At 71.2% G+C, this 25,318-nt stretch carries 15 protein-coding genes; 10 read left to right on the plus strand and 5 right to left on the minus strand.

What is annotated here, in order from left to right; translation table 11 throughout:
• Positions 1 to 122: 122 nt before the first annotated feature.
• Together AB0435_RS30410 and AB0435_RS30415 are read right to left on the minus strand one after the other, a co-directional pair.
• A complete protein-coding gene (locus AB0435_RS30410) occupies positions 123 to 2,042 on the minus strand; it encodes an AAA family ATPase (RefSeq protein ID WP_366004924.1) in 1,920 nt (639 codons plus the stop codon).
• 478 nt (positions 2,043 to 2,520) lie between these two features.
• Positions 2,521 to 3,108: a hypothetical protein gene (locus AB0435_RS30415; protein WP_366004925.1), complete on the minus strand. Its 588-nt coding sequence runs from the start codon at positions 3,106 to 3,108 to the stop codon at positions 2,521 to 2,523.
• Between the two features lie 333 nt (positions 3,109 to 3,441).
• On the opposite strand from AB0435_RS30415, the gene AB0435_RS30420 reads away from it, so the two are divergent.
• The 4 genes from AB0435_RS30420 (at position 3,442) to AB0435_RS30435 (ending at position 9,182) form a co-directional block, all read left to right on the plus strand.
• Entirely contained in the window at positions 3,442 to 4,788 is a 1,347-nt protein-coding gene (locus tag AB0435_RS30420; protein WP_366428434.1) for a peptidase C39 family protein, read from the plus strand.
• 138 nt (positions 4,789 to 4,926) lie between these two features.
• Positions 4,927 to 5,544, plus strand: coding sequence for a GNAT family N-acetyltransferase (locus tag AB0435_RS30425; RefSeq protein ID WP_366004926.1), 618 nt, complete (start codon positions 4,927 to 4,929; stop codon positions 5,542 to 5,544).
• A 273-nt stretch (positions 5,545 to 5,817) separates the two neighbouring features.
• Positions 5,818 to 6,648: an SAM-dependent methyltransferase gene (locus AB0435_RS30430; protein WP_366428430.1), complete on the plus strand. Its 831-nt coding sequence runs from the start codon at positions 5,818 to 5,820 to the stop codon at positions 6,646 to 6,648.
• Between the two features lie 362 nt (positions 6,649 to 7,010).
• Complete coding sequence (locus AB0435_RS30435; protein WP_366428435.1) at positions 7,011 to 9,182, plus strand: EAL domain-containing protein; 2,172 nt, start codon at positions 7,011 to 7,013, stop codon at positions 9,180 to 9,182.
• 15 nt (positions 9,183 to 9,197) lie between these two features.
• Here the strand turns inward: AB0435_RS30435 and AB0435_RS30440 are convergent, their stop codons facing one another.
• Positions 9,198 to 9,578 (minus strand): DUF779 domain-containing protein, encoded by a 381-nt coding sequence (locus AB0435_RS30440; protein WP_366004928.1) that lies wholly within the window; start codon positions 9,576 to 9,578, stop codon positions 9,198 to 9,200.
• A gap of 198 nt (positions 9,579 to 9,776) precedes the next feature.
• On the opposite strand from AB0435_RS30440, the gene AB0435_RS30445 reads away from it, so the two are divergent.
• Complete coding sequence (locus AB0435_RS30445; RefSeq protein WP_366004929.1) at positions 9,777 to 10,439, plus strand: GGDEF domain-containing protein; 663 nt, start codon at positions 9,777 to 9,779, stop codon at positions 10,437 to 10,439.
• Between the two features lie 277 nt (positions 10,440 to 10,716).
• Positions 10,717 to 11,511, plus strand: coding sequence for an alpha/beta fold hydrolase (locus AB0435_RS30450; protein WP_366004930.1), 795 nt, complete (start codon positions 10,717 to 10,719; stop codon positions 11,509 to 11,511).
• A 2-nt stretch (positions 11,512 to 11,513) separates the two neighbouring features.
• Here the strand turns inward: AB0435_RS30450 and AB0435_RS30455 are convergent, their stop codons facing one another.
• A complete protein-coding gene (locus tag AB0435_RS30455; protein ID WP_366004931.1) occupies positions 11,514 to 13,079 on the minus strand; it encodes a long-chain fatty acid--CoA ligase in 1,566 nt (521 codons plus the stop codon).
• A complete protein-coding gene (locus AB0435_RS30460) occupies positions 13,076 to 14,620 on the minus strand; it encodes a fatty acid--CoA ligase family protein (RefSeq protein WP_366428431.1) in 1,545 nt (514 codons plus the stop codon). The genes AB0435_RS30455 and AB0435_RS30460 overlap by 4 nt, the downstream gene beginning before the upstream one ends.
• Positions 14,621 to 14,966: 346 nt before the next feature.
• Between AB0435_RS30460 and hemA the strand changes: the two genes are divergently transcribed.
• The 4 genes from hemA to AB0435_RS30480 form a co-directional block, all read left to right on the plus strand.
• Positions 14,967 to 16,181 (plus strand): 5-aminolevulinate synthase, encoded by a 1,215-nt coding sequence (gene hemA / locus AB0435_RS30465; RefSeq protein WP_366004933.1) that lies wholly within the window; start codon positions 14,967 to 14,969, stop codon positions 16,179 to 16,181.
• A gap of 277 nt (positions 16,182 to 16,458) precedes the next feature.
• Positions 16,459 to 17,397, plus strand: coding sequence for an ACP S-malonyltransferase (locus tag AB0435_RS30470; protein WP_366428432.1), 939 nt, complete (start codon positions 16,459 to 16,461; stop codon positions 17,395 to 17,397).
• Positions 17,394 to 18,467, plus strand: a complete 1,074-nt coding sequence (locus AB0435_RS30475; protein ID WP_366004935.1) for an arylcarboxylate reductase — start codon at positions 17,394 to 17,396, stop codon at positions 18,465 to 18,467. Before AB0435_RS30470 ends, AB0435_RS30475 begins: the two co-directional genes overlap by 4 nt.
• Before the next feature lie 322 nt (positions 18,468 to 18,789).
• The coding region (locus AB0435_RS30480) for an SDR family NAD(P)-dependent oxidoreductase (RefSeq protein WP_366428433.1) at positions 18,790 to 25,318 on the plus strand (6,529 nt) is incomplete at its 3' end.

The following is a 25,318-nucleotide window of genomic DNA, read 5'->3' on the forward strand; positions in this document are numbered from 1 at the left end:
CGGCGATTCCCGCGTCATACCCCTCCGGCAAAGCCGTGAGATCTTTGCCGCAGGGAGCTCCCGCCGCAGGCGGCAGCGGCGGGGCAGTCGGGATCAGGCGTCGCCCAGCGGCGAGCGCACCGTCACGGCGGGTCCTGTGGGTCGCGGGACTCGCGGCGGGGGGAGGACCAGCCCGGGCCCGAGAGGACCTCGCCGTACGCCTGCATCAGGTCCGCCAGGCGCAGGGTGGCGAGGTCGTCCCGGGTCGGGGTGCCCGCGTACCCCGACAGGCGGAGGTCGCGGTACGCGCAGCTCTTCTCGTAGAGGGTGCGCAGGAAGCGGCCGTTGCCGAGCTCGTCGATCCAGCCCTGCTCGACGACGTGGGAGCTGACGCTGCGCAGCTCCTCCAGCGCCTCCTCGTCCCACTGGTCGCCGTTCTCCGCGGCCAGCACCTGGCCGATGCTGGTGAGTTCGCGGGGGCGGTAGCTGGGGAAGTCCACGCGGGTGGTGAAGCGGGAGCCCAGGCCGGGGTTGGTGGCGAGCAGCCGGTCCATGCCCTCGGGATAGCCGGCGAGGATCACGACGAGCCGGTCGCGGTTGTCCTCGGCGCGTTTGAGGAGCACCTGGAGGGCCTCGTCGCCGTACGCGTCGCCCTTGCTGTAGCCGGAGTTGGAGAGGCTGTACGCCTCGTCGACGAAGAGCACCCCGCCGAGCGCCGAGTCGATCAGCTCGTTGGCCTTGACGGCGGTCTGCCCGAGGAACTCGCCGACCAGGTCGGCGCGCTGGGCCTCGACCAGGTGGTCGCCGCCGAGCAGCCCCAGGGCGTAGAAGACCCGGCCCAGGATGCGGGCCACGGTGGTCTTGCCGGTGCCCGAGGGGCCGGAGAAGACGAAGTGCCGCTTGGGCGGCTGCACCGGCAGCCCCTGCCCCGCCCGCAGCCGGGCCATGTGCAGCTGGGCGGACAGCGCCCGCACCTGCCGTTTGACGGGCTCCAGGCCCACCATCCGCTCCAGTTCGGAGAGGGCCTTCGCCAGCAGCACGGGGTCGGAGGGGCCCGGCACCGGCCGGGGCACGGACTGCTGCGGCACCGGGATCCGGGACATCCGGCGTACGCCGTCGGGGCCGGCCTGCGCCGTACCCGTGGGCTCCGGGCCGGTGCCGGTCAGCAGGTCGCGGCCGTCGAGGGGGTCCGGCGCGGACAGGGAATCCGGCTCGCCCGACGTGTCGGCGGGGCCCTCGGTGCCCGGGCCCGGCGGTCCGCCCGAGGACACCGGGGCCAGGTCCAGGTGGTCGTCCAGGCCGTCCCCGTCGGCGATGGCGGTGAGCCGGGCGGAGGTGTCCATGAAGGACGGGTCGACGCGGTGCACGGCGCGGTAGAGGGGGAGGGCGGCGGCGCTGCGGCCGGTGCCCTCGTGGGCGCGGGCCAGCCAGTAGCGCAGTTCCTTGCGCTGCGGCTGCTCGCTGCGGCAGCGCATCAGGGCGGCGGACAGCAGCGGTTCGGCCTGTCCGTACATCTCCAGGCGGACCCGGGCCATGCCGCCGAACAGCCCGGCCTCGATGCCCAGCAGCGGGTCGTCGAGCAGCGGCTCGGTGTGCCGGACGAGCTGCTCCCAGTCCTTGACGAGGTAGGCGCGGCAGGCGTGCAGGAAGCGGGCCTGGGGGTCGGTCTCGACGGGCGGGCAGTCGGCCAGGGCCCGGTCCAGCTCGGGCACATGGCGGCCGTCGAGCCAGTGCGAGGCGTGGGCGAGGAGCAGGTCGCGACCGCTCTCCAGGACCGGCTGGACCCACCAGCCCAGCCAGTACCAGGAGTTGAGGGTGCGCCGGTGGCGGGTGCGCTGCTCGCCGAACCGCTCGCGGTGGCGGTGCATGCGCAGCAGCGCGGTGGTCGTCTCGGCGCGCAGCGCGTGCAGGCCGAGCCAGGCGTCGGCCATGCCGGGATCCGCCCGGACCGCGGCCCGGAACTCCTCCTCGGCCTGCGCGTACGCGCCCATGGTGTAGGCGTCGACGGCGCGCAGCCAGGCGAGATCGGCCGGGGCGGGTGGGCCCTGCATGCCGAAATCCATCACGTCCCCCACAAACCCTGCCCCCGTAGCGTGCAGCCGGGCGATTGCCTGGCGCGCCTTGCCGAACCGCTGTGCTGTGGACGGGAGTTGACCAGTGTGCCGACACGCCGGAGTGAGGTGTGCCGACTGGCATCGTACCTGCGTGGTCGGCGGGGGCCGAAGGGTGTGGCACCGCTGTTCACGGCGCGGGGGCGAACCCGAGGGGCCGGAAAGCGCTCCGGAAGATGGTCACCCAGTGTGAAGGGGACAGTGGAGCAAAGTGCTCAAAAGGGGGTGACGTGGAAAGTACGAAGCCCCCGATCACGGGGGAACAACCGGGGGCTTCGCGTCCTGCGGCGACTTGCGTCAGCCGCCTAATGAGAACGTAAGTCCTGTACGCCCCCTCGGTCAAGCGGAGTTGGCGCACTCGGCGGGGATCGGTCGAGGACGACCGGCGGACCCGCCCCGGTTGCTCACCGAGCGTGAGCGCGAGGGCGGTTCATGGGCGCTCTCGGGGTCCCGGCAGCACCTCGTACCCCTCCTTGCACTGGAGAATCAGGAGTTGTGCGCGCGGGCGCGTCGGGTCCGTCGAGAAGTGGCGCTGCTCCGCTCGCTTCCAGCCGTCCCAGAAATCGGTCAGTTCGGGACCATCACGGAGTTGACCCCTTTCCCACGAGCTTTCATCCGTCAACTCCATCCACAGCAGACACGCCAGATGGGGGAGCAGCTCCCGGCGGCCGGCTCCCACGCCCTCCACGAGCACGACCGGCGCGGGCGGGAGCTCGCGCTCGTCGGCGAACCGCCGGGCCACCCAGTCGTAGGCGCGGTAGCGGGCCGTCTCGCCGCGGGCCAGGGGGTCCAGGACCCAGGAGCGCAGCCGCCCGGTCCAGCCGAAGAGCTCCTCGTGGGTGGCGAGGTCGTCCAGGTGGAGGACCGGGGCGCCGCCGAGCGCGGAGGCGAGGCGGGCGGCGAAGGTGGTCTTGCCGGAGCCCGCGTGGCCGTCGACGGCCACGAGCCGCACCTCTCCGAGGGATGGGGGGAGGGTGCGGAGCTTTCGGGCGAGGGGGTGGAGTGCGCGGTCGTTCACGGGCTCACGTTATGCGGTGCGCTGCGCTTTGCTTGTGGGGCGTTGCCGGGTGCGGGCCGGCTGCCGCCTGCGGCGGAGAACGCCCTTCGGGCGTGTCCTCAAACGCCGGACGGGCTGGGTGTGCGGACAGTGGTTCGTAGCCTGCAGGCCCATAGTCTCGTAGCTTGCGGCCCGCAGATGACGAGCCACGGTCCGTGAAATTCAGCCCGTCCGGCGTTTGAGGACAACGCGCGAAGCGTGTTGCGGGGATCCGGGGCGGAGCCCTCCCGTTTCGGGAAGGGGCGGGACCGGGGAAAAGCCCTTCGCCACCCCCACCGGCGCCCGACTTCAAGGATCACCACTATGTCCAGCAGACGCACCGTCCTGGCCGCCGCACTCGGCGCGGCCGCCGCCGCGGTCACCACCCCCGGCCCGGCCTTCGCCGCCCCTTCGGGAGGAGGAACCATCGACTACCACGCCTGGCTCACCCCCGCCGACTGGCGGCACGGCACCGCCCACGGCACCCGGCCCCGTACGGGCCACCGCCCCGGCCTGGTCATCGACCGCCCCGCCGGCACCCTCGACCACCAGGACCCGCACACCGGGACGACGGCCACCTGGGAGTACGCGACCTGGACCGGCCCCGTCCACCGGCTGCCCGTCCCCGCGAGCGAGATCGTCACCTCCTGGAACGCCCACGCGCCGTCCGGGACCTGGCTCCAGGTGGAGCTCCGCTGCGCCTACACCGGCGGTGGCCACACCCCTTGGTACGTGATGGGCCGCTGGACCGCCGGTGACGCGGCCGGGGACATCCGGCGCACCTCCGTCGACGGGCAGAAGGACGGCAGGAGCAGCGTCTCCACCGACACCCTCGCCGTCGACGCTCCCGCGACGGGCCTCCGGCTGGCCTCGTACGAACTGCGCCTCACCCTCCTCCGCAGGCCCGGCAGCGGCCTGACGCCCACGGTGTGGCGGCTCGGCGCCATGGGCTCCGACGTCCCCGACCGCTTCACCGTGCCCGCCTCGGTGCCGGGGGTGGGGGCGGGGCGCGAGCTGAGGGTGCCGCGCTATTCGCAGGAGATCCACAAGGGGCAGTACCCGCAGTACGACAACGGCGGCGAGGCGTGGTGCAGTCCGACCTCCTCGCAGATGGCCGTCGAATACTGGGGCCGGGCGCCGTCGGCCGCGGACCTCGCCTGGGTGGACCGCGCGTACGCCGACCCGCAGGTGTGCCAGGCGGCCCGCTTCACCTACGACTACCAGTACCAGGGCTGCGGCAACTGGCCGTTCAACGCCGCCTATGCCGCGACGTACCGCGACATGCAGGCGGTGGTCACCCGGCTGCGTTCCCTGAACGACGTGGAGAAGCTGATCCACGCGGGAATTCCCGTGATCACCTCGCAGTCCTTCCTCGCCTCCGAACTCGACGGCGCCGGCTACGGCACCGCGGGCCACTTGATGTGTGTCGTCGGATTCACCCACGGCGGCGATGTGGTGGCCAATGACCCGGCGAGTGCGACGGACACCGCGGTCCGGCACGTCTACAAACGCCGCCAGTTCGAGAACATCTGGCTGCGGACGAAGCGCCGCAATGCGCAGGGGCAGGTCAAGAGCGGCACGGGAGGGATCTGCTATCTCTACTTCCCGGCCGAACCGTCGGCCGCGCAGTGCCGGGCACTGGCCGCTGTCGGAGTGCGCTGATCTTCATGTGCCGGTGAATACCGGCTCATTCAGCGGCCATTCAGGCGGTGCCGCATTCGTGCCGACGGCGCGCTCCAGCGGTCCGTACGATCGACGCGGACGTGAGAGTCACGTCATTCCGTACGAGGGGAAAGATCCGTGACCGTGGATCAGGACACCGCCGCCGTACCGAGAATCCGCCGGGCCGTCGCGGGGGAGCGGGACGAGATACGCCGGCTGATCGGAGAGGCGTTCATGGCCGACCCGGTCAGCGGCTGGGTCTTCCCGGACGAGGAGCACCGGCGCGCCGTGCAGCCGGAATTCTTCGGCGTCTATCTGGACGCGGCGCTGCGCGACGGCTGGGTCGACGTGACGGACGACCTCTCGGCGGCCGCGCTGTGGCTGCCGGTGCGGGCCGCGGGGGACGGCGCGGAGGAGGACGACCTCGGTGACCGGCTCGTGGACGCGGACCGGGACAACGAGCGCGTGCGGATCGTCGGCGAGCTGACGGCCCGGGTGCACCCCGTCGGCCGGTCGCACCACTATCTGCCGGTCATCGTCGCGGCGCCCGGCCGCCGGAACCAGGGCCGAGGCCGGGCGCTGCTGACGACGGCGCTCGACCGCTGCGACCGGGAGGGCACGCCCGCCTATCTGGAGGCGAGCAACGCGCGCAGCAAGAGGCTGTACGAGCGCCTCGGCTTCGTCTTCACGGGTACCGCCGTGGAGCTCCCCGAGGGCCCGTTGATGTGGCCGATGTGGCGGGAGCCCCGGTGCTGAACCCGCGCAATTCATGATCAAATCGAGGGAGGGCGGTGCAAAGGGTTGCGCATGTGCCCGTTGTGGCCGTAGAGGTATGTGATGGGGGAAGTGGGAGAGATGCATCTCACGTGCGAAAGTGGTTTTGGGGTACTTCGGGGGGAGCACCCGCAAGGAGCAGGGGCGAATCGCGGTTAAATGCGGATCGCAGTTTTCCACTTGCTTCTTCCATTCGAACGGGCGATCAGTAGCCTCTGCTCACATGTCCGTTCGATGAGCTGGAGAGACAGACTGATGGAGCGTCCCACCTGGGCCCCCCAGGGCATCGACCTTTCCGTGCCGAGCGTGTCCCGCATCTACGACTACTACCTGGGCGGCTCGCACAACTTCGAGGTCGACCGGGAGGCCGGACGCAGGGCCATCGACGCCTTCCCCGGCCTGCCGAAGGTCATGCAGGCCAACCGGGCCTTCATGCGGCGGGCCGTGCGCTACGCCGTCGGCCGGGGCGTGACGCAGTTCCTCGACATCGGCTCCGGCATCCCGACCTTCGGCAACGTCCACGAGATCGCCCAGGAGGCGGACCCCGGCGCGCACGTCGTCTACGTCGACCACGACCCGGTCGCCGTCGCGCACAGCCGCGCCGTCCTCGCGGGCAACGCGCGCGCCGCGATCGCGGCCGCGGACCTGCGCGCGCCGACGGACATCCTGGCCGGCGAGGAGGTCGCCGGACTCCTCGACCTGCGGCGGCCGGTCGCGCTGCTGCTGGTGGCCGTCCTGCACTTCATGGAGGACCGCGACGACCCGTGGGGCGCCGTCGCCGAGCTGCGCGACGCGCTCGCCCCGGGCAGTCTGCTGGTCCTCACCCACGCCACCACCGACAGCGGCCCGATCAAGCCGGAGGAGGGCGAGCGGGTGGAGGGCGTCTACCGCGGGGTCGGCTCCCCCCTGCTGATGCGCTCGCACGGCGAGGTGGCCCGCTTCTTCGACGGCTTCGAGATGGTCGAGCCGGGCCTGGTGCCCATGCCGATGTGGCGGCCCGAGGCCCCGGCCGGGGGCCGCGCGGGGGACCCGGGCGACGACCCAGCGATGTACGTCGGCTTCGCCGGGGTGGGGCGCAAGCCGTGAGCGAGATCTCGAACGGAACCGCAAGCGGAACCGGCGGCAGGGCCGGTGCCGGGCCGAGCCCCGGAAGCGGGGCGACGGCCCTGGACGCCACGTTCGGCAGGGCCGCCGGGTTCTGCGTACGCGGCGGCCGCGAACCGGACTGTCCCGCACAGCAGAGCAGCCCGGGGAAAGGCGACACCGGCGAGGACCCCCGCTGCGACGAGGGCCGCGCGGAACCGGCCGGTCCGTACGGCTCCCGCGCCCAGGGGCACAACACCCATGCCCACCGCGGCCGGCAACCGGAACCGGCGACGGAGCCTGCCGCCGACCCGCAGGGCCCCGGCGGCCCCGGCCTCCAGGGCCCCGACGGCCGGGCCCTCGGGATCCTCGCCTCCCTCGCGCGCCACGGCGACGACCTCGTCCGTGACGACAGCCTCAAGCGCTTCGCCGCGATCTGGGGCCGGACGGTCTATCCGGCGACGACGACCCACCTGACCCGCGCCGAGTTCGAGAATCACCTCGTCCCCCTCGCCGGACGGCTGGGCGCCGCCCTGCGCGCCCGCCCCTTCGACCCCACGGCCGCCGCCGAGGTCGGGGCCGCGCTCGTGGCCGCCCACTGCACCGACCCCGAGGCGCTGCCGCTGATCCTCGGCGCCGTCGACTCCTACCTCCTCGTCTACTGCCCGCCCGGCGGCGCCCTCTCCGCCGCCGAGGCCCGCGACCGCTGCGCCCGCCTCCAGCACTCCCTGGCCGCCGGCTTCGCCCGCGCCCTGCGCGAGCGCACCCTGGCCGAGCAGGAGGCCCTCTCCCGCGCCGCGCTGGCCGCGCAGGCCGAGACGGAGAAGGCCCTGCACACCAGCGAGGCCCGGTTCCGCGCCGTCTTCGAGGGCGCCGCCATCGGCGTCGGCATCGCGGACGTCGAGGGCCGCATCATGGACGTCAACGACGCCCTCACCCGGATGTTCGGCGGCATGGCCCAGGACGTCATGGGCCGCAACGTCGGCGAGATGGTCCACCCCGACGACTCACCCGACGTCTGGGGCCTCTACAAAGAACTCATCAGCGGCGAACGCGACTACTACCGCGTCGAGAAGCCCTACTACCGCGGCGACGGCAGCGTCCTGTGGACCGACCTGTCCGTGGCCCTCCTCCGTGACGCCCACGGCCGGCCGCAGTACCAGCTCGCGCTCATGGAGGACATCACCGAGCGCAGGCTCCTCCACGAGCGGCTGCGCTACGAGGCCACCCACGACGCCCTCACCGGCCTGCCCAACCGCACCCTGTTCTTCGAGAGCATCGACCGCGCCCTCACCGCGTCCGCGGACGACGGCGGAACCGCCCGCTTCGGCCTGTGCTACCTCGACCTCGACGGCTTCAAGGCCGTCAACGACAGCCTCGGCCACGCCGTCGGCGACGAACTCCTCGTCGCCGTCGCCGAACGGCTCCGCGCCTGCGCCACCGCCCCCGCCGAACTCGTCGCCCGCCTCGGCGGCGACGAGTTCGTGGCCCTGCTCACCGGCCCGTCCGCCCAGGCCGACGCCATCGCCCTCGCCCGCCGGATGCTGGCCGCCCTCTCCCGCCCGATCCGCCTCGACGGCCGCGACCTGTCCGTACGCGCCAGCATCGGCATCGTCGACGGCGCCGCCGGCGAACTGGGCGCCGCGGAGGTGCTGCGCAGCGCCGACATCACGATGTACCGCGCCAAGGCGGCGGGCGGCAACCGCTACGAACTCGCCGACGCGGACTCCGACGCCCGGGTCATCGCCCGGCACAGCCTCACCAACCGCCTGCCCGCGGCGCTCGACAACAGCGAGTTCTTCATCGAGTACCAGCCGCTCGTCGGCCTCGCCGACGGTGCCGTGCGCGGCGCGGAGGCACTCGTGCGCTGGCTGCACCCCGTCCACGGCGTGCTCGGCCCCGACCAGTTCATCCCGCTCGCCGAGAGCACCGGCCTGATCGTGCCGCTCGGCCGCTGGGTCCTCCAGGAGTCGCTCCGGCAGGCACGGGCCTGGCAGGAGGGCTGCTCGGGACAGGCACCCATGCGCGTCAACGTCAACCTCTCGCCGTCGCAGCTGCGTTACCCCTCCCTCGTCGCCGACACCGTCGCCGTCCTGGAGGAGTCCGGCCTCGCCCCGTCCGCGCTCTGCCTGGAGGTCACCGAGAACGCGCTGATCGGCGCCGACGAGGGGGAGCTGCGCCCGCTGCGCCAACTCGCCGACATGGGCGTGGACATCGCACTCGACGACTTCGGCACCGGCTACTCCAACCTCTCCTACCTGCGCCGGCTGCCCGTCAGCACGCTCAAGCTCGACCGCTCCTTCACCCGTGGCATGCAGCGCGCGCCCGCGGACCCGGTCGACGTGAAGATCGTCGAGGGCATCGTCTCCCTCGCCCACACCCTCGACCTGTCCGTGACCGTCGAGGGCGTCGAGACCGGCACGCAGGCCGAACACCTGCGGATCCTCGGCTGCGACACCGCGCAGGGCTGGTACTACGCCCGGCCGGGCCCGCCGGAGCGGCTGCGCATGCTGTCCTTGGTGGACGCGGCGTCGTAGGGCGGGGTGCCGGGGCTAACCCAGGGCCCCCGCCTCCTCGTCCGTCAGCAGTCGGGACCGGACGAGGAAGCGCACCCCCTCCGGGGCCTCCAGCGAGAAGCCGCTGCCCCGCCCCGCCACCACGTCCACCGTCAGATGCGTGTGCCGCCACCGCTCGAACTGGTCCGCCGACATCCAGAACCCGACCGGCTCCGCCACCCCCTCCACCACGAGCGAGGCCAGCAGCACGTCGGACCCACCCGTACGGAACTCGCCGTACGGATAGCACATCGGCGAACTGCCGTCGCAGCAGCCTCCGGACTGATGGAACATCAACGGCCCGTGCCGTTCCCGGAGCCGTCGGATCAGCTCGGTGGCGGCAGGGGTGAGCGCGACACGGGAGAGGTCCTTGTCCATCCGGACAGCCTGCACCGGAACGGGCGCGACCCGCCAGACGCGGTAGCTCCCGCATCCGAACACCCCTATGCGGAAGTCGAGTTCGCACCGAGCAGGCGGAAAGGGGGGATCTCCAGCATGACCGGACCACACACCGGCCCGCACGCGCCGACCGCGAAGCCGTGGCGGGCCAGCTCTCTGTTCGGAAGGTGTCCCTCGATGAACCTCCTCGTCCAGGCCCTGCCCATAGCCGCGCCGGCCGTCGGCTGGGCCGCCCACGCGCTCATACTCGTCCGCCGCCTCCGCACCGCCCGCACCGACCCCCTCACCGGCCTCATGTGTCGCGACGAATTCACCTCCCGGGCGCGGCGGGCCGTCAAACACCCGGACGCCGCCGTGCTGCTCCTCGATCTCAACGGCTTCAAGCAGATCAACGACACCCACGGGCACGCCGTGGGCGACCAGGTCATCGCCGCCGTCGGGCGGCGGCTCGACGGGTGGTGCCGGGAACGGGGCGGGTTCGCGGCGCGGCTGGGCGGCGACGAGTACACCGCCGTGATCCGCCTCGCTCCGGACACCGACCTCGACGGCGAGCTGACGTACGGCCTCTCGGCCCGGCTCTCCGCCCCGCTCGACACCGGTGCCGTCACCCTCTCGCCCCGCGCGTCGATCGGCCTGTGCCGCGTCGGCCGCAGGCCCGGCGCCGGGCTCTCGGAGCTGCTGCGCGGCGCGGACCAGGCGATGTACACCGCCAAGCGCCTCGGCCTGCACTGGCGTCCGGCCGGACCGGTCGACGTCTACCGCACCGCCAACGGCCGCCGCGCGGGCCGTCCGGGCACGCACCTGATCCTCCTCCCCACCACGCGGAGGAGGGCGTCATAGCCCGGGCCGTTGCCCGTCCGGTGGAAACTGGCGGCTCAACCGGGCTCGACGCCCCACCGCCGGCGCCGGGGACACCGTCCTCGGCGGTGGCGCCGAGGGCATCGAGCGGAGCGGTGGCGGTGCTCCGGGGGACCGCTTCCCGCTTCGCGCGGCCCGGAAGTGAGGTGTTCCCCTCACAGCGGATGCCTTGATCATCAGGCGGCCGTCCGGGAGGGTTGGCCCCGGAGCGCGCGTCGTCGGGCGCGTTCGACGGGGCGATCAGGACGGGCGGGAACTCATGGACGGCATCGAGGAGTCGGGGCGGCTCTGGCTCAGGCGGTTCCACTCTTCGCCGGACGGTCCGGACAGCGATGTCACCGTGGTCTGTTTTCCGCACGCGGGCGGCTCGGCCAGCTATTTCCTGCGGTTGTCCGCCGCGCTCTCGGCCCGTGCCGAGGTGGTCGCGTTGCAGTATCCGGGGCGGCAGGACCGCAGGTCCGAGCCCCCGCTCAGCAGCGTCGACGCGTTGGTGCGGGGCATCACACGGGCACTGCGCGGCCGCGGCGACCGGCCCATGGTCTTCTTCGGGCACAGCATGGGCGGCACGCTCGCCTTCGAGACCGCGCGGCGGCTGGAGGCGGAGTCGGACGGCCGGCTCCTGGGGCTGATCGTCTCGGGGCGCGAGGCACCCGGCCCCGCCCGCCGGCCGACGACGCGTCTGCGGGACGACGCGGGACTCCTCGCGGGGATCCGCGAGTTGGAGGGGACCGCCTCGGCTCTCCTGGACGACGAGGACGTCGTACGGATGATCATGCCGGCGCTCCGCGCCGACTACACCGCCGTGGAGACGTACGCCTACCGGAAGGGCCCGGCGCTGAGCTGCCCCCTCGTCGTCTACACCGGTGACACCGACCCGCAGGTGAGCGGGCGGGAAGCGGAACGGTGGGCGGAGCACACCGATTCCGACTTCCGGATCAGGACGTTCGCCGGAGGCCACTTCTACCTCGACGAGCAGCGGGAGAAGGTGACCGCCGCACTGACCGAGGACCTCACGGCCTTCGGGGCCCGCCTCCGTCCCGCCGCTCGCGGCTGACGTCAGCCGCTCCCGTCCGTCAGGCCGGCACGCCGCTCGGCGAACCGCGCCGTGAGTTCCCGCTTCAGCACCTTCCCGCTCGGCCCGAGCGGGAAGGCGTCGACGAACTCCACCAGGCGCGGGTACTTGTGCGCGGCGACCCGCTGCCTGCTCCAGGCCACGATGTCCGAGGCGAGCGCCGGTCCGGGCCGCGCGCCGGGCCGTGTGCGCACCACGGCGCACACCTCCTCGCCGTACACCTCGTCGGGGACGCCGATGACGGCGACCTGGGCGATGGCCGGGTGGTGCATGAGCGCGTCCTCGACCTCGCGCGGGTAGACGTTGTAGCCGCCGCGCAGCACCATGTCCTTCTTGCGGTCGACGAGGGTCAGATAGCCGTCGGCGTCCTTGACACCCAGATCGCCCGAGCGGAACCAGCCGTCGACGAGGACGGCCGCGGTGTCCTCCGGCCGGTTGAGGTAGCCGGCCATGATGTTGTGGCCGCGCACGACGATCTCACCGACCTCGCCGTCCGGCAGCAGCTCGATGCGGCCCTCCACGTCGGCGGCGGCGATCTCCGCCTCGACGCCCCAGATCGGCCGCCCGACGGTGCCGGGCTTGCGCGGCCACGCCTTCTGGTTGTACGCGACGCACGGTGACGCCTCCGTCAGGCCGTACCCCTCGTAGATCGGGCAGCCGTAGACGTCCTCGAAGTCCTCGAGGACCTTGACCGGCAGCGCGGAGCCGCCGGAGAAGGCGCGGTCGAGCGGCGGGCGGCGGGGCTCGTGGGCGGCGGCGTCGAGGAGGGCGAGGTACATCGTCGGCACGCCCATGAACACCGTGCACCCCTCGGCCAGCATGAGTTCGAGGGCTCCGGGGCCGTCGAAGCGGCTCATGAGGACGAGGGTGCCGCCGGCCAGGAAGCAGGCGCTCATGCCGCAGGTCTGGCCGAAGGTGTGGAAGAGCGGCAGGCAGCCGAGCAGTACGTCGTCGGGGCCGAGGTCGAACGGCGAGCGCATCGTGGTGCTGACGTTCATCACCAGGTTGAGCTGGGTGATCATCGCGCCCTTGGGCCGGCCGGTGGTGCCGGAGGTGTAGAGCACCAGGGCCAGGTCCTCGGGCGCGCGCGGCTCGCAGCGGTCGAGCGGCTCCGCCCGCTCGGCGAGGACGTCGAGGCGCGGCGATCCGCTGTCGGCCTCCTCCATGATGGTGAGCAGGGGGACCTCCGCGGCCCGCGCGGCCTCGGCGCCCTGGGGGAGCATCGGCTCGGCACACACCAGCGCCCCGGCCTCCGAGTCGCGCAGCACGTGGACGATCTCGTCGGCGCGCAGCAGGCCGTGCACCGGGACGGCGACGGCGCCGAGGGCCAGCACGCCGTAGTACACCATCGGGAAGTGCGGCGAGTTGGGCAGCAGCAGGGCGATCCGGTCACCGGGGCGAACGCCCTGGTCCCGCAGCACGGCCGCGTAGCGCCGGGCGGCGTCCCACAGTTCGGCGTAGGTGAACCGCTCGGGTCCGAAGACCAGCGCGGTGTGGCCGGGGCGCCGCAGCGCCGACTCCGCGAGGATGGACGCGGCGGTGAGGGTCATGCCGCGTCCGCGTGCCGCGCGGCCAGCGCCTGCTTGTCAGGCTTGCCCGCGCCGGTGAGCGGCAGGGCGTCATGGAAGGTGACCACGGCGGGTACGTGCTTGGGGGACAGCTCGGCGGCGACGTGCTCGATCAGGGCACCGGAGCCGACGGCTCCGTCCGTACGGGCGACCACCGCGGCGTGGATGTGCTCCACGGCGTCGCCGTCGACGACGCAGTACACGGCGGCCTGGGCGATCTCGGGGTGGGAGAGCAGGGCGTTCTCGACGTCCGTGGGGTGGACCTTGATCCCGTTGGTCTTCATCACCTCGCCCATCCGGCCGTGCAGGCGCAGATAGCCGCGTTCGTCGAGGGAGCCGAGGTCGCCGGTGTGCACCCAGCCGTCGCGGACGGTCGCGGCGGTCAGCTCCGGGTCGCCCCAGTAGCCGAGCATGGTGAACGGGGTGCGTACGCACACCTCGCCGGTCTCGCCCGGCGGGAGCTCGCGCCGGGCGTCCTGGTCGAGGATGCGCACCTCGGCCGTGAGGCGGCCGACGGTGGCGCGGAGCTCCGGGTCGAAGTGGTCCTGCGGCATGAGCACGGTGATGCCGCTGGTCTCCGTGGTCCCGTAGAACTGGAGGAGCGCCGGGCCGAACACCTCGACCGCCTCGGCGAGTCGCGCGGGGGACGCGGCACAGCCGCCGTAGGAAATGATCTTGATGCTGGACAGGTCGGCACCGGCGATGTCCGGGTGGTCGACCAGCATGTACAGCTGCGGCGGGGTGAGCGTCAGCGCGGAGACCCGGTGCTGTCCCACCGCGCGCAGGACATCGCCCGGTTCGAAGCCGTCGTGCAGGACGACCGTGCCGCCGGAGGCGAGGGCGAGGTCGGCGCCCGAGCCGTTGGAGTGGCTCACGGGCAGGGTCGACAGATACACGATCGGGGCCGGGGCCTGGAGGCCCGCGAGGAGATAGAGGCTGCGGACCCGGTACGGCAGGGTGACGCCCTTGGGCGCGCCGCTCGTGCCGCTGGTGTAGAGCACCACGGCGGGCTGCTCGGGGTCGGCCTCGATCGCGTCCAGGTCGATGGCATCCGGGTCGCCCGCCGTCAGGTCCAGGACATCGGGGCCGAGGTCGCCGAGCGCGGCGAGCCGCGGCGCGTGCGGCAGCCGGTCGCACAGCTCGCGGGCCGTGTCGGCGTTCTCCTTGTCGACGGCGAGGAACGTCGCCCCGGTCGCCCCGAGGATCTTCAGCCGTGCGGCGGCGGTCAGTTGGTCGTTGGGGTCCACCGCGTTCGTGGAGTGCAGATGCACCACGGTGGCCCCGACGAGGTTCGCCGCGTAACGCAGAATTATGGTCGCCGGGCTATTGGTGACGGTCAGCACCGCCACAATCGGAGTTTCGCCCTCCGTAAAGTGCCGGCGCAGGAATTCCGCCGCGGCGAGAACCGTCCGGGAGAACCGGCCCGCGGTGTACTCCTCGCCCTCCCGCCACAGGGCGATCCGGTCCGGAGCGCCCGCCAGCGCCTCAAGGACCCGGCGGACATAATTCTCGTTCGTAGACATCGAATCTCCACTGCGCCGAACCGGTTTGCTCGGGGCAGGATCACATACTGGCGATGACCTGGCAACCATTTCTGATGCCTCGTCAGTTTCGTGATCGAGGCGGCAGTTCCGCTTTACGGTGCGCCGATTGGCGGTCACCGTCCGGGCAGTTGGACGGTGGCAACGAACGGTGATATACAGAGGTCAATTCCCCCGGCCTCCTCGAATCGAGGACGGCGCGCCGCGATTTCCGGCGGGCGATCCCTGACTCCCCGCACCCGGCGCCACGCAGTCTCCGCAGCCGTGCACGGCGCATTCGCGCACAGGCGCGCACCCACTCACCAGATGGCCTCGAAAGCGAGCAGACGTGACGACCCCATATCTGGACCTCTTTTCCCGTCTCACCGAAGGCTCCGACGGGGGCAAGAGGGAGTTCCTGGAGATCGGACGGCTCGCCGGCCGTTTCCCCGCGGCCAGCGTACGCGGCGGCGGTGACGCGGCCAGGATCAGCGTCTGGTGCAGCAACGACTACCTCGGCATGGGGCAGCACCCCGCGGTCCTCGACGCCATGAAGGAGGCCGTCGACAAGTACGGCGCGGGCGCCGGTGGTTCGCGGAACATCGGCGGCACCAACCACTGCCACGTGCTGCTGGAGAAGGAGCTCGCCGCGCTGCACGGCAAGGAGGACGCCCTCCTCTTCAGCTCCGGCTACACCGCCAACGACGGTGCGCTGTCCGTGATCGCCGGGCGCCTGGAGGGCTGCGTCGTCTTCTCCGACGCGCTGAACCACGCCTCCATCATCGACGGCCTGCGCCACAGTGGTGCGCGGAAGCACATCTTCCGGCACAACGACACCGCCCACCTGGAAGAACTGCTCGCGGCCGCCGACCCGGACGTGCCCAAGCTCATCGTCGCCGAGTCCGTGTACTCGATGAACGGCGACATCGCGCCGCTCGCCGAGATCGCCCAGATCGCGAAGCGGTACGGGGCGATGACCTTCCTCGACGAGGTGCACGCGGTGGGCATGTACGGCCCGGAGGGCGCCGGCATCGCGGCACGGGAGGGCATCGCCGACGACTTCACGGTCATCATGGGCACGCTGGCCAAGGGCTTCGGCACCAACGGCGGCTACATCGCCGGTCCGGCGGAAGTGATCGAGGCCGTGCGGATGTTGTCCCGGTCCTTCATTTTCACCACCGCGCTGCCGCCCGCCGTGGCCGCGGGCGCCCTCGCCGCCGTACGGCACCTGCGGTCGTCCGAGGACGAACGCTCCCTTCTGTGGGACAACGCGCAGCTGATGCACAAACTCCTCACGGAACGGCGCATTCCCTTCATCTCGGACCAGACGCACATCGTGTCCGTCCTGGTGAAGGACGAGGCCCTGTGCAAGCGCATGTCCGCGCTGCTGCTCGACCGTTATGGGATCTATGTGCAGGCGATCAACGCGCCGAGCGTGCGGCTCGGCGAGGAGATCCTGCGCGTCGCGCCCGGGGCCGTGCACACCGCCGAGGAGGTCGAGGGCTTCGTCGACTCCCTGGACCGGATCTGGGAGGAGCTGGGAGCCGCCCGCACACAGTCGTGAACGGGTCGGTACGGCACAGCACTTGAAGGTGAAAGGTCCATACTATTCGTCAACTCCGGTATGGACCAATTACCTGTCGTGCGGTCGTTCATGCTTCACGTATATGGGTGTGACCATGGTTACAGTCGCGTGAACTACGAAAGTTTGTAGAGTGGGAGCGCGGGCGGGTCCTCCGGGGAAGTCTCAACGGACCCGCCGCGATGCAGCATCGCTCTGTCCGGAGGAGAGAGCGGGAACGGGGGCCTGAATGACGCTTGCATACATTCTTGACGGCGGCATGAACGATCAGCCGGGAGCCGGCGCGGAGCTGTACGAACTCTTTCCGAGCGTGCAGCAGACCTACGCGAACATCGCGGAGTGGACCGGTATCGACGTCGACCGCATATTCCACGAACAACGACAGCCGGGACAGGAACACCGCCAGGGAGTCGGCGCCATTCGCCAGGCGGCCGCCGTCCTCGGAATCGCCGACGTGCTCGCCGCGGAATACGGAATTACACCAACCGCCGTATCCGGCCTCAGTTTCGGCGCACTCGTCTCCGCCACTCTCGCCGGCGCGGTGGAACGCCAGGACCTCTTCACCCTCCTGATGCGACTGCGGGAAGTTCCCGCGCCCCCGCCCGGCAGCCCCCGGCAAGCCGTCGCCATGCTCCGCATTCCGTTCGACACGGACACCGCGGCCCTGCTCGCCGACGTCACCGACGTATATCTGTCCGCAGATCTCGGACGGGTCGGCAACGGCAACGAACGCATGGTGCTGCTCGGCGGATACCGCACCGCACTCGACCAGTTCGGCACCACCCTGCCCGCCGGCGCCCTGCACGTCTCCGAGGACCACGGCGCCGCCTTCCACTCCCCGCTCCAGCAGCACGTCAGCGACTTCCTCGCACCGACGCTGGACGCCATGGCCTTCAAGGACCCACGCGTCCCCGTCCATTCCTGCATGGAACGCAAGGCACTCACCACGGGCGAGGAGATCCGCGACCTCTTCCGCCGCAACCCCACCGACCCCGTGAACGTCGCCGACATGATCGGCAGCCTCGAGGACGCCGGCACCGAGCTCGGCCTGGTCCTCGGCCCCGCCGCCTTCGGCACCTTCCAGAGCGCCTCCTTCCCCGTCGTGCACGTCGAGTCCCCGGACCACGTCTTCGAGGCGATGACCGCCGTCTACGACTTCGGCATCGAACTCCCCACCGGCGAAACGGTGGTGGGATGACCATGAAGGACGTGACCCCGCTCGTCGACGAATGGCTGGCACAGGACATCGACGCCTGGACGCGCCGCATCGTCCGCCACCACCTCGACCCCGAGACCGGCGCCCCGTACTGGCTGAAGCGCGCCGCCGAGATCGGCGTCGCCCCCGGTGACATCACCTGCTACGCCGACCTCACCGCCTTCGGCCCCATGCCGCTCGGCGTACTGCGCACGCTCGACCCCACCGACCTGGTACCCCAGGCGCTGCCCCGCCCGCTGTCCGGACGGATCTGGGACTCCGGCGGCACCACCGGCAGCCCCTGCCGCGTCTTCTACACCGAGCCCATGATCCAGCACCGCGCCGCCTGGCGCCGCTGGATCATCGAGCGCGAAGGCTTCGAGCCCGGCCGGGTCTGGCTCCAGGCCACCCCGAGCGGCCCCCACCTCATCGGCCACGGCGCCGCCGACCTCGCGGACCTCTACGACGGCCGCGTGTACGGCATCGACTTCGACCCCCGCTGGGTCAAGCGCATGCTGCGCAACGGCAAGCTGAAGGAAGCCCAGGAGTACACGGCGCACCTCATCGACCAGATGGCCGCCGTCCTGGAGAGCCAGCCCGTCGACTACCTCGTCACCACCCCCGCGCTCCTCCAGGCCCTCATCAAGGCCAGACCGGAACTGGTGGCGGAACTGAAGGGCGTGCGCCTCAGCGGCACCCACGCCACCCCCGCCATGCGCCGCGCCTTCCACGAGGCGCTCGGCGGCGGGCTGGTCGTCGTGACCTACGCCAACACCTTCGGCAACACCGTCGGCCTCCCCCTGGAGAACGACGGCGCGCTGATGCCCTACCTGCCCAACTACCCGCAGGTGACCATGGCCGTGGTCGACAAGGACGACTGGTCGAAGGTCGTCGGCTACGGCGAACAGGGCCAGGTCCGGCTCACCGTCATGCACGACGACCTCTTCCTGCCGAACATCCTCGAACGCGACCTCGCCGTACGGTACGACACAGGCGACGCCTGGCCCTGCGACGGCGTCGCCAACGTCCGGCCGCTGCAGGTCGTCCGGTCGGCACCCGAGGGCATCTACTAAGCCCCCACCGGGCCGTACACCGGCCGGGGACACGCGGCGCGCCCCGCCTTCGGGCAGGCCCGCCGCGGCCCCGCCGCCCACACACACCCGTACCCCTCTACGCGCCCCTCGGCAGGCCGCGACAGGGTGATCCCGGCATACCCGGGACGGGTCGGCACATCGTCGGCACGCGTCAGCGGATGCCGCCCGGTGCCGACGGCACCGCCAGGCATCGCGAGCGCCCCCACACCGACAAAGCAATCACTGTCACGCCCATAGAGCCGGGAGCGCAGTTCCGTCGCGCTCGGCGTCCCACGTTCTGGTCCCCCAGGGAGTCACGCACATGAAGGGTTCCGAGGCCGCCCGCCCGAACATGGCGGACGCTCCGATCGCAGTGGTCGGACTCTCGTGCCGCCTCCCCGGGGCGCCCGACCCGGCCGCCTTCCGCGACATGCTCCGCAACGGCGTCGACGCGATCACCGAGGTCCCCGCGGAGCGCTGGAACGCGGACGACCTGGACGGGGACACCTCCGGCACCCGGCGCGGCGGCTTCCTGGACCAGCGCCAGGTGGACCACTTCGACGCGGGCTTCTTCGGCGTCTCGCCCCGCGAAGCCGCCGCGATGGACCCCCAGCAGCGCCTCGTGCTGGAACTCACCTGGGAGGCCCTGGAGGACGCCGGCATCGTCCCCGACCGCCTCCGCGACACCTCCACCGGCGTCTACATCGGCGTCATCGCGGACGACTACGCCACCCTCCAGCGACACCGCGGCCTCGGTGCTGTCGACCGGCACAGCTTCACCGGACTGCACCGCGGCATCATCGCCAACCGCGTCTCCTACCACCTCGGCCTGCGCGGCCCCAGCCTGACCCTCGACGCCGGCCAGGCATCCTCCCTCGTCGCCGTCCACCTGGCCTGCGAGAGCCTGCGCCGCGGCGAGAGCACGGTGGCCGTCGTCGGTGGCGTCAACCTCATCCTCGCCCCCGAGAGCAGTGTCGGCGTCGCCAGGTTCGGCGGCCTGTCACCCGACGGCGTCAGCTACACCTTCGACGCCCGCGCCAACGGCTACGTACGAGGCGAGGGCGGCGGAGCCGTCGTCCTCAAACCCCTCGCGGACGCCCTCGCCGACGGCGACACCGTCCACTGCGTCATCCGCGGCAGCGCCGTCAACAACGACGGTGGCGGCACCCACCTCACCACCCCCCGGCAGGCCGCCCAGGAGGACGTGCTCCGGCGCGCCTACGAGCAGGCCGGTGTGGACCCCTCCCAGGCCCAGTACGTCGAACTCCACGGCACCGGCACGAAGGTCGGCGACCCGGTCGAGGCCGCGGCCCTCGGCGCCGTCCTCGGCGCGGCCCGCCGGGACAGCGGCACACCGCTCCTGGTCGGCTCCGCCAAGACCAACGTCGGCCACCTGGAGGGCGCCGCGGGCATCGTGGGCCTCATCAAGGCGGCCCTCGGCCTCAGGCACGGCGAACTCTTCCCCAGCCTCAACTTCCGCACGCCGAACCCGGACATCCCCCTGGACGAACTCAACCTGCGCGTCCAGACCGACCCCCACCCCTGGACCCCCGCCCCGGACGCCCCGCGCACCGCCGGCGTCAGCTCCTTCGGAGTGGGCGGTACGAACTGCCACGTCGTCCTCACCGAGGGCCCGCAGCACGCCCAGCAGGACGAATCGGCGCGGGTCGAGCCGTCGGTGGTGCCGTGGGTGGTGTCGGGTAAGTCCGAGGGTGCGTTGCGGGGGCAGGCGGAGCGGTTGCTCGCGCGTGTGGGGGAGTTGTCGCCTCTGGATGTGGGCTTCTCGCTGGCGACTGCTCGGGGTGTGTTCGAGCATCGGGCCGTGGTGCTGGCGGGGCATCGGGGTGGTTTGAGCGCTCTGGTGGATGGGCGTGAGGCTCCGGGTGTGGTGCGGGGTCGTGTTGCGGGTGCGGATGGCCGTGTGGCGTTCGTGTTCCCGGGGCAGGGGTCGCAGTGGGTCGGTATGGCTGCCGGACTGCTGGATTCGTCGCCGGTGTTCGCGGAGCGGATCGCGGAGTGCGGTGCTGCGTTGGCGCCGTATGTGGATTGGTCGTTGACTGATCTGCTGCGTGCGGAGGACGCCGGCTGGCTTGACCAGGTCGACGTTGTGCAGCCGGTTCTCTGGGCCGTGATGGTTTCCCTGGCTGAGGTGTGGCGTTCGACCGGTGTGGAGCCGGCCGCTGTCATCGGGCATTCGCAGGGTGAGATAGCGGCTGCTTGTGTCGCGGGCGCGCTCTCCCTGGAGGACGCCGCGAAGGTGGTGGCACTCCGCAGCAAGGCTCTGCGTGCGCTGTCCGGCCGTGGCGGAATGGTGTCCGTCTCGCTGGACGTGGAGGCGGTTGAGAGGCGGCTGGACAACCGACTCGCGGTGGCGGCCGTCAACGGCCCTGCCACGGTGGTTGTTTCCGGTGACACGGACGCGCTGGAGGAGCTGCTCGCCGGTTGTGAGGCGGACGATATCCGTGCCCGCCGAATAGCGGTGGACTACGCGTCGCACTGTGCGCATGTGGAGGAGATCGAGAGCGCGCTACTGCGTGACCTCGCTGGTATCTCTCCGCGTCCGGCCTCGGTGCCGTTCTATTCGACGGTGACCGGTGGTGTGCTGGAGACGGACACTCTGGACGCCGGTTACTGGTATCGCAATCTGCGTCAGACCGTCCGCTTCGAGGAAACTGTCCAGGCGCTCCTGGATGACGGTTTCCGCCTGTTCGTGGAGTCCAGCGCCCACCCGGTCCTGACGATGGGCGTCGAGCAGACCGCCGAGACCCACAACACACCCATCACCGCCGTGGGTTCGCTGCGCCGCGACGAAGGTGGCCTGGACCGTTTCCTGATCTCCGTCGCCGAGGCGTTCGTCGGCGGGGCTTCCGTCGACTGGGCCGGCCTCTTCGACGGCACGGGCGCGCGTCGCGTAGACCTCCCCACGTACGCCTTCCAGCGCAGCCGTCACTGGCTGGACACCTCGGCCGAGGTGCGGACGAGCGCACCGGCGGCCGACGCCGCTTCCGAGCTCAGCGCGCGTCTGGCGGAGCTGGGCGGGAGCGAGCAGGAAGATCTGCTCCTGGGCCTGGTACGCAATCAGGTCGCCACGACGCTGGGTTACGACGGGCCGGAAGCCGTCGACGCCGGGCAGACGTTCAAGGAGCTCGGCTTCGATTCGCTGGGGGCCGTCGAGTTCCGCAACCGCCTGAACATCACCACGGGCTTGCGGCTGCAGACCACCCTGCTGTTCGACTACCCCACTCCCACCGCCCTCGCGCGCCACCTCAGGACCTCCCTCCTCGGCGTCGAGCAGGTGGAGACCACCCCGGTGCCGGTGGGGGCGGTCGACGACGACCCGATCGCGATCGTGGGCATGAGCTGCCGGTTCCCGGGCGGCATCGGGTCGCCCGAAGAGCTCTGGGACCTGGTCGCTTCCGGTGGGGACACGATCGGCGGATTCCCGACGGACCGTGGCTGGGACCTGGCCGGCCTGTACTCGCCGGAGCGTGGAAAGCCGGGGACGACGTACGCCCGTGAAGGCGGATTCCTCTACGACGCAGGCGACTTCGACGCCGAGTTCTTCGGGATCTCGCCGCGTGAGGCGCTGGCGATGGATCCGCAGCAGCGGCTGCTGCTGGAGACCGCGTGGGAGGCGTTCGAGCGGGCCGGTATCGCTCCTGACGCCCGGTCGAACAGCGGGACAGGCGTCTTCGTCGGCGCGATGTCCCAGGACTACGGCCCCCGGATGCACGATGCCTCGGACGGGCTTCAGGGCTACCTCCTCACCGGCAACAGCGTCAGCGCCGCCTCGGGTCGCATCTCGTACACGTTCGGGTTCGAGGGCCCCGCGGTGACGGTGGACACGGCGTGTTCGTCGTCCTTGGTGGCCTTGCACCTGGCGGTGCAGTCGCTGCGGCAGGGCGAGTGCTCGATGGCCCTTGCCGCCGGTGTGACCGTGATGGCGACCCCGGGTCTGTTCGTCGAGTTCAGCCGCCAGCAAGGCGTCGCTGCGGACGGCCGCTGCAAGCCGTTCTCCGCCGAGGCCGACGGAACGGGCTGGTCCGAGGGCGCCGGCGTGCTGCTGCTGGAGCGTCTGTCCGATGCGCGGCGCAATGGGCATCAGGTGCTGGCGGTTGTGCGTGGCTCGGCGGTCAATCAGGACGGTGCGAGCAATGGTCTGACGGCGCCGAACGGTCCGTCGCAGCAGCGGGTCATCCGGGCCGCGCTGGCGAGCGCCGGGCTGACCGCCGGTGAGGTCGACGCGGTCGAGGCGCATGGCACGGGTACGAAGCTGGGTGACCCGATCGAGGCGCAGGCGCTGCTGGAGACATACGGCCAGGGTCGGTCGACGGATGAGCCGTTGTGGCTGGGTTCGATCAAGTCGAACATCGGTCATACGCAGGCTGCTGCTGGTGTTGCCGGGATCATGAAGATGGTGCTGGCGATGCGGCATGGTGTGCTGCCGCGGTCGCTGCATGCCGACGAGCCGTCGTCGCATGTGGACTGGTCCGCAGGCGCGGTGGAGTTGCTGACCGAGGCCGTGTCGTGGCCTGAGAGTGGTCGGCCTCGTCGGGCGGGTGTGTCGTCGTTCGGTATCAGCGGGACGAACGCGCATGTGATCGTGGAGCAGGCGCCGGAGTCGGAGGCTTCGGCTGCTTCGGAGTGCTCGTTGCCTGTGGTGCCGTGGGTGGTGTCGGCGAAGTCCGATGCGGCGTTGCGGGGTCAGGCGGAGCGGCTGCTGTCGTTGACGCGGGACGAAACCGTCTCGTCGGTCGATGTGGCGCATTCGCTGGTGTCGGCGCGGTCGGTGTTCGAGCATCGTGCGGTCGTCCTGGGCGACAAGCTGGACGGTTTCGTTGCCGGGCTGGGTGCGGTGGTGTCGGGTGAGCCTGCCGCTGGCGTGGTCCGGGGCGTTTCGGGTCCCGGGAAGCTGGCGGTGGTGTTCTCGGGGCAGGGCAGCCAGCGGCCGGGTATGGGCGGGGAGCTGTATGAAGCCTTCCCTGTCTTCGCTGAAGCCTTTGACGAGGTGTGTGCGGAGTTCGATGGTTTGCTGGAACGGCCGTTGCGTGAGGTTGTGTTCGAGGGTGGTGATGCTCTTGATGAGACGGTGTTCACGCAGTGTGGCCTGTTCGTGCTGGAGGTCGCCCTTTATCGGCTGACGGCTTCGTGGGGTGTGAAGCCGGACTATGTGGCCGGGCATTCCATCGGTGAGATCGCGGCCGCGTATGTGGCTGGTGTGTGGTCGCTGGCGGATGCGTGTGCGTTGGTGGCGGCGCGTGGGCGTCTGATGCAGGCGCTGCCTGCCGGTGGGGCGATGCTGGCGGTGGAGGCGGACGAGACCTCCGTCCGTACCGCTCTCGCCGATCACACCGATGTGGATATCGCCGCTGTCAACGGTCCGCTGTCGGTGGTGGTGTCGGGTTTCGAGGCTTCGGTGGCGGAGCTGGAGACGGCTTGGCGGGGCGAAGGTCGTCGGGTACGACGTCTGCGGGTCTCGCACGCCTTCCACTCCCCGCTCATGGAGCCGATGCTGGCCGACTTCCGTGAGACGGTTCAGGCGCTGTCGTATGAGACGCCGCGTATCCCGCTGGTGTCGAACCTGACCGGCGTGCTCGCTACCGCCGAAGAGGTGTGTGACCCGGAGTATTGGGTGCGCCATGTCCGCGAGGCTGTTCGCTTCGCCGACGGCGTGACGTGCCTGGCGGGCCAAGGCGTGACCACGTGCCTGGAACTCGGCCCGGACAGCGTGCTGTCGGGCATGGGCCAGGACACCGCCCCGGACCTGCTCTTCACCCCGGCCCTGCGCCGGGACCGTGACGAGGCGGCTTCGCTGCTGGAGGCTCTGGCTCAGGTCTACGTTCAGGGCCACGCCGTGGACTGGGCGGCGATGCTGGCCCCGGCGTGCCCCCATCAGGTCGAGCTGCCGACCTACGCCTTCCAGCGCGAGCGCTACTGGGTGCAGTCCACCCGGCCCGAGTCGCGTGCTGCCGACGGCGGTTGGCGGTATCACGCGGTGTGGTCGCCGTTCGGTGAGTCGGCTGGGTTGTTGTCGGGTGATTGGTTGGTGGTTGTTCCGGCTGGGTTCGCTGCTGATGTGTGGGTTGGTCAGTGTGTGGCTGGTCTGGCTGGTCGTGGTGCGCGGCCGGTGGTGGTGGAGGTGTCCGGTGCTGACCGTGAGGTGATTGCTGAGCTTCTTCGGTCGGAGTCCGGTTTTGCGGGTGTGGTGTCGTTGCTGGCGCTCGCGGGCGGCCGGGATGCGGTGTTCGGCTCGGTGCCGAAGGCTGTCGCGCTGACGCTGGCTCTCGTGCAGGCTCTCGGCGATGCTGACATCGCGGTTCCGTTGTGGTGTGTGACGCGGGGCGCGGTTGCTGTCACCTCCAGCGAGCGTGTGGCGGATCTGGATCAGGCGCAGTTGTGGGGTCTGGGTCGTGTGGCGGCGTTGGAGCTGGGCGGCCGCTGGGGCGGTCTGGTCGACCTTCCCGAGGTTCTGGACGGGCGTTCGGCGGGGCGTCTGGCGGGTGTGTTCCGGTCCGGTGAGGCTGAGGTCGCGGTCCGGTCTGCCGGGGTCTTCGGGCGCCGGGTGGTCCCCGTATCGTCCAACGCCCCGGGCGAGTTGTGGCGTGTGTCGGGGACGGTGCTGGTCACGGGTGGTACGGGTGGTCTGGGCCGGCATGTGGCTCGTTGGCTGGCCGGTGCGGGTGCGGAGCATCTGATGCTGGTCTCGCGCCGTGGTCCGGCCGCTGAGGGCGTCGAGGAACTGCGTTCGGAGCTCGTCGCGTTGGGTGCGCGGGTGTCGGTCGTGGCGTGCGATGTCGGTGACCGTGAGGCCGTGGCCGGTCTGCTGGAGCAGGTCCCGTCCGACGTTCCGC

Source organism: Streptomyces sp. NPDC051173 (assembly GCF_040689515.1).
Classification (GTDB): Bacteria; Actinomycetota; Actinomycetes; order Streptomycetales; family Streptomycetaceae; genus Streptomyces.

Bases quoted from the DNA above. Each gene is read 5' to 3' on its own strand.
- AB0435_RS30410 (WP_366004924.1), bottom strand. From the start codon at position 2,042: ATGGATTTCGGCATGCAGGGCCCACCCGCCCCGGCCGATCTCGCCTGG.
- AB0435_RS30430 (WP_366428430.1), top strand. From the start codon at position 5,818: ATGGAGCGTCCCACCTGGGCCCCCCAGGGCATCGACCTTTCCGTGCCG.
- AB0435_RS30440 (WP_366004928.1), bottom strand. From the start codon at position 9,578: ATGGACAAGGACCTCTCCCGTGTCGCGCTCACCCCTGCCGCCACCGAG.
- AB0435_RS30445 (WP_366004929.1), top strand. From the start codon at position 9,777: ATGAACCTCCTCGTCCAGGCCCTGCCCATAGCCGCGCCGGCCGTCGGC.
- AB0435_RS30450 (WP_366004930.1), top strand. From the start codon at position 10,717: ATGGACGGCATCGAGGAGTCGGGGCGGCTCTGGCTCAGGCGGTTCCAC.
- AB0435_RS30455 (WP_366004931.1), bottom strand. From the start codon at position 13,079: ATGACCCTCACCGCCGCGTCCATCCTCGCGGAGTCGGCGCTGCGGCGC.
- AB0435_RS30460 (WP_366428431.1), bottom strand. From the start codon at position 14,620: ATGTCTACGAACGAGAATTATGTCCGCCGGGTCCTTGAGGCGCTGGCG.
- AB0435_RS30470 (WP_366428432.1), top strand. From the start codon at position 16,459: ATGAACGATCAGCCGGGAGCCGGCGCGGAGCTGTACGAACTCTTTCCG.
- AB0435_RS30475 (WP_366004935.1), top strand. From the start codon at position 17,394: ATGACCATGAAGGACGTGACCCCGCTCGTCGACGAATGGCTGGCACAG.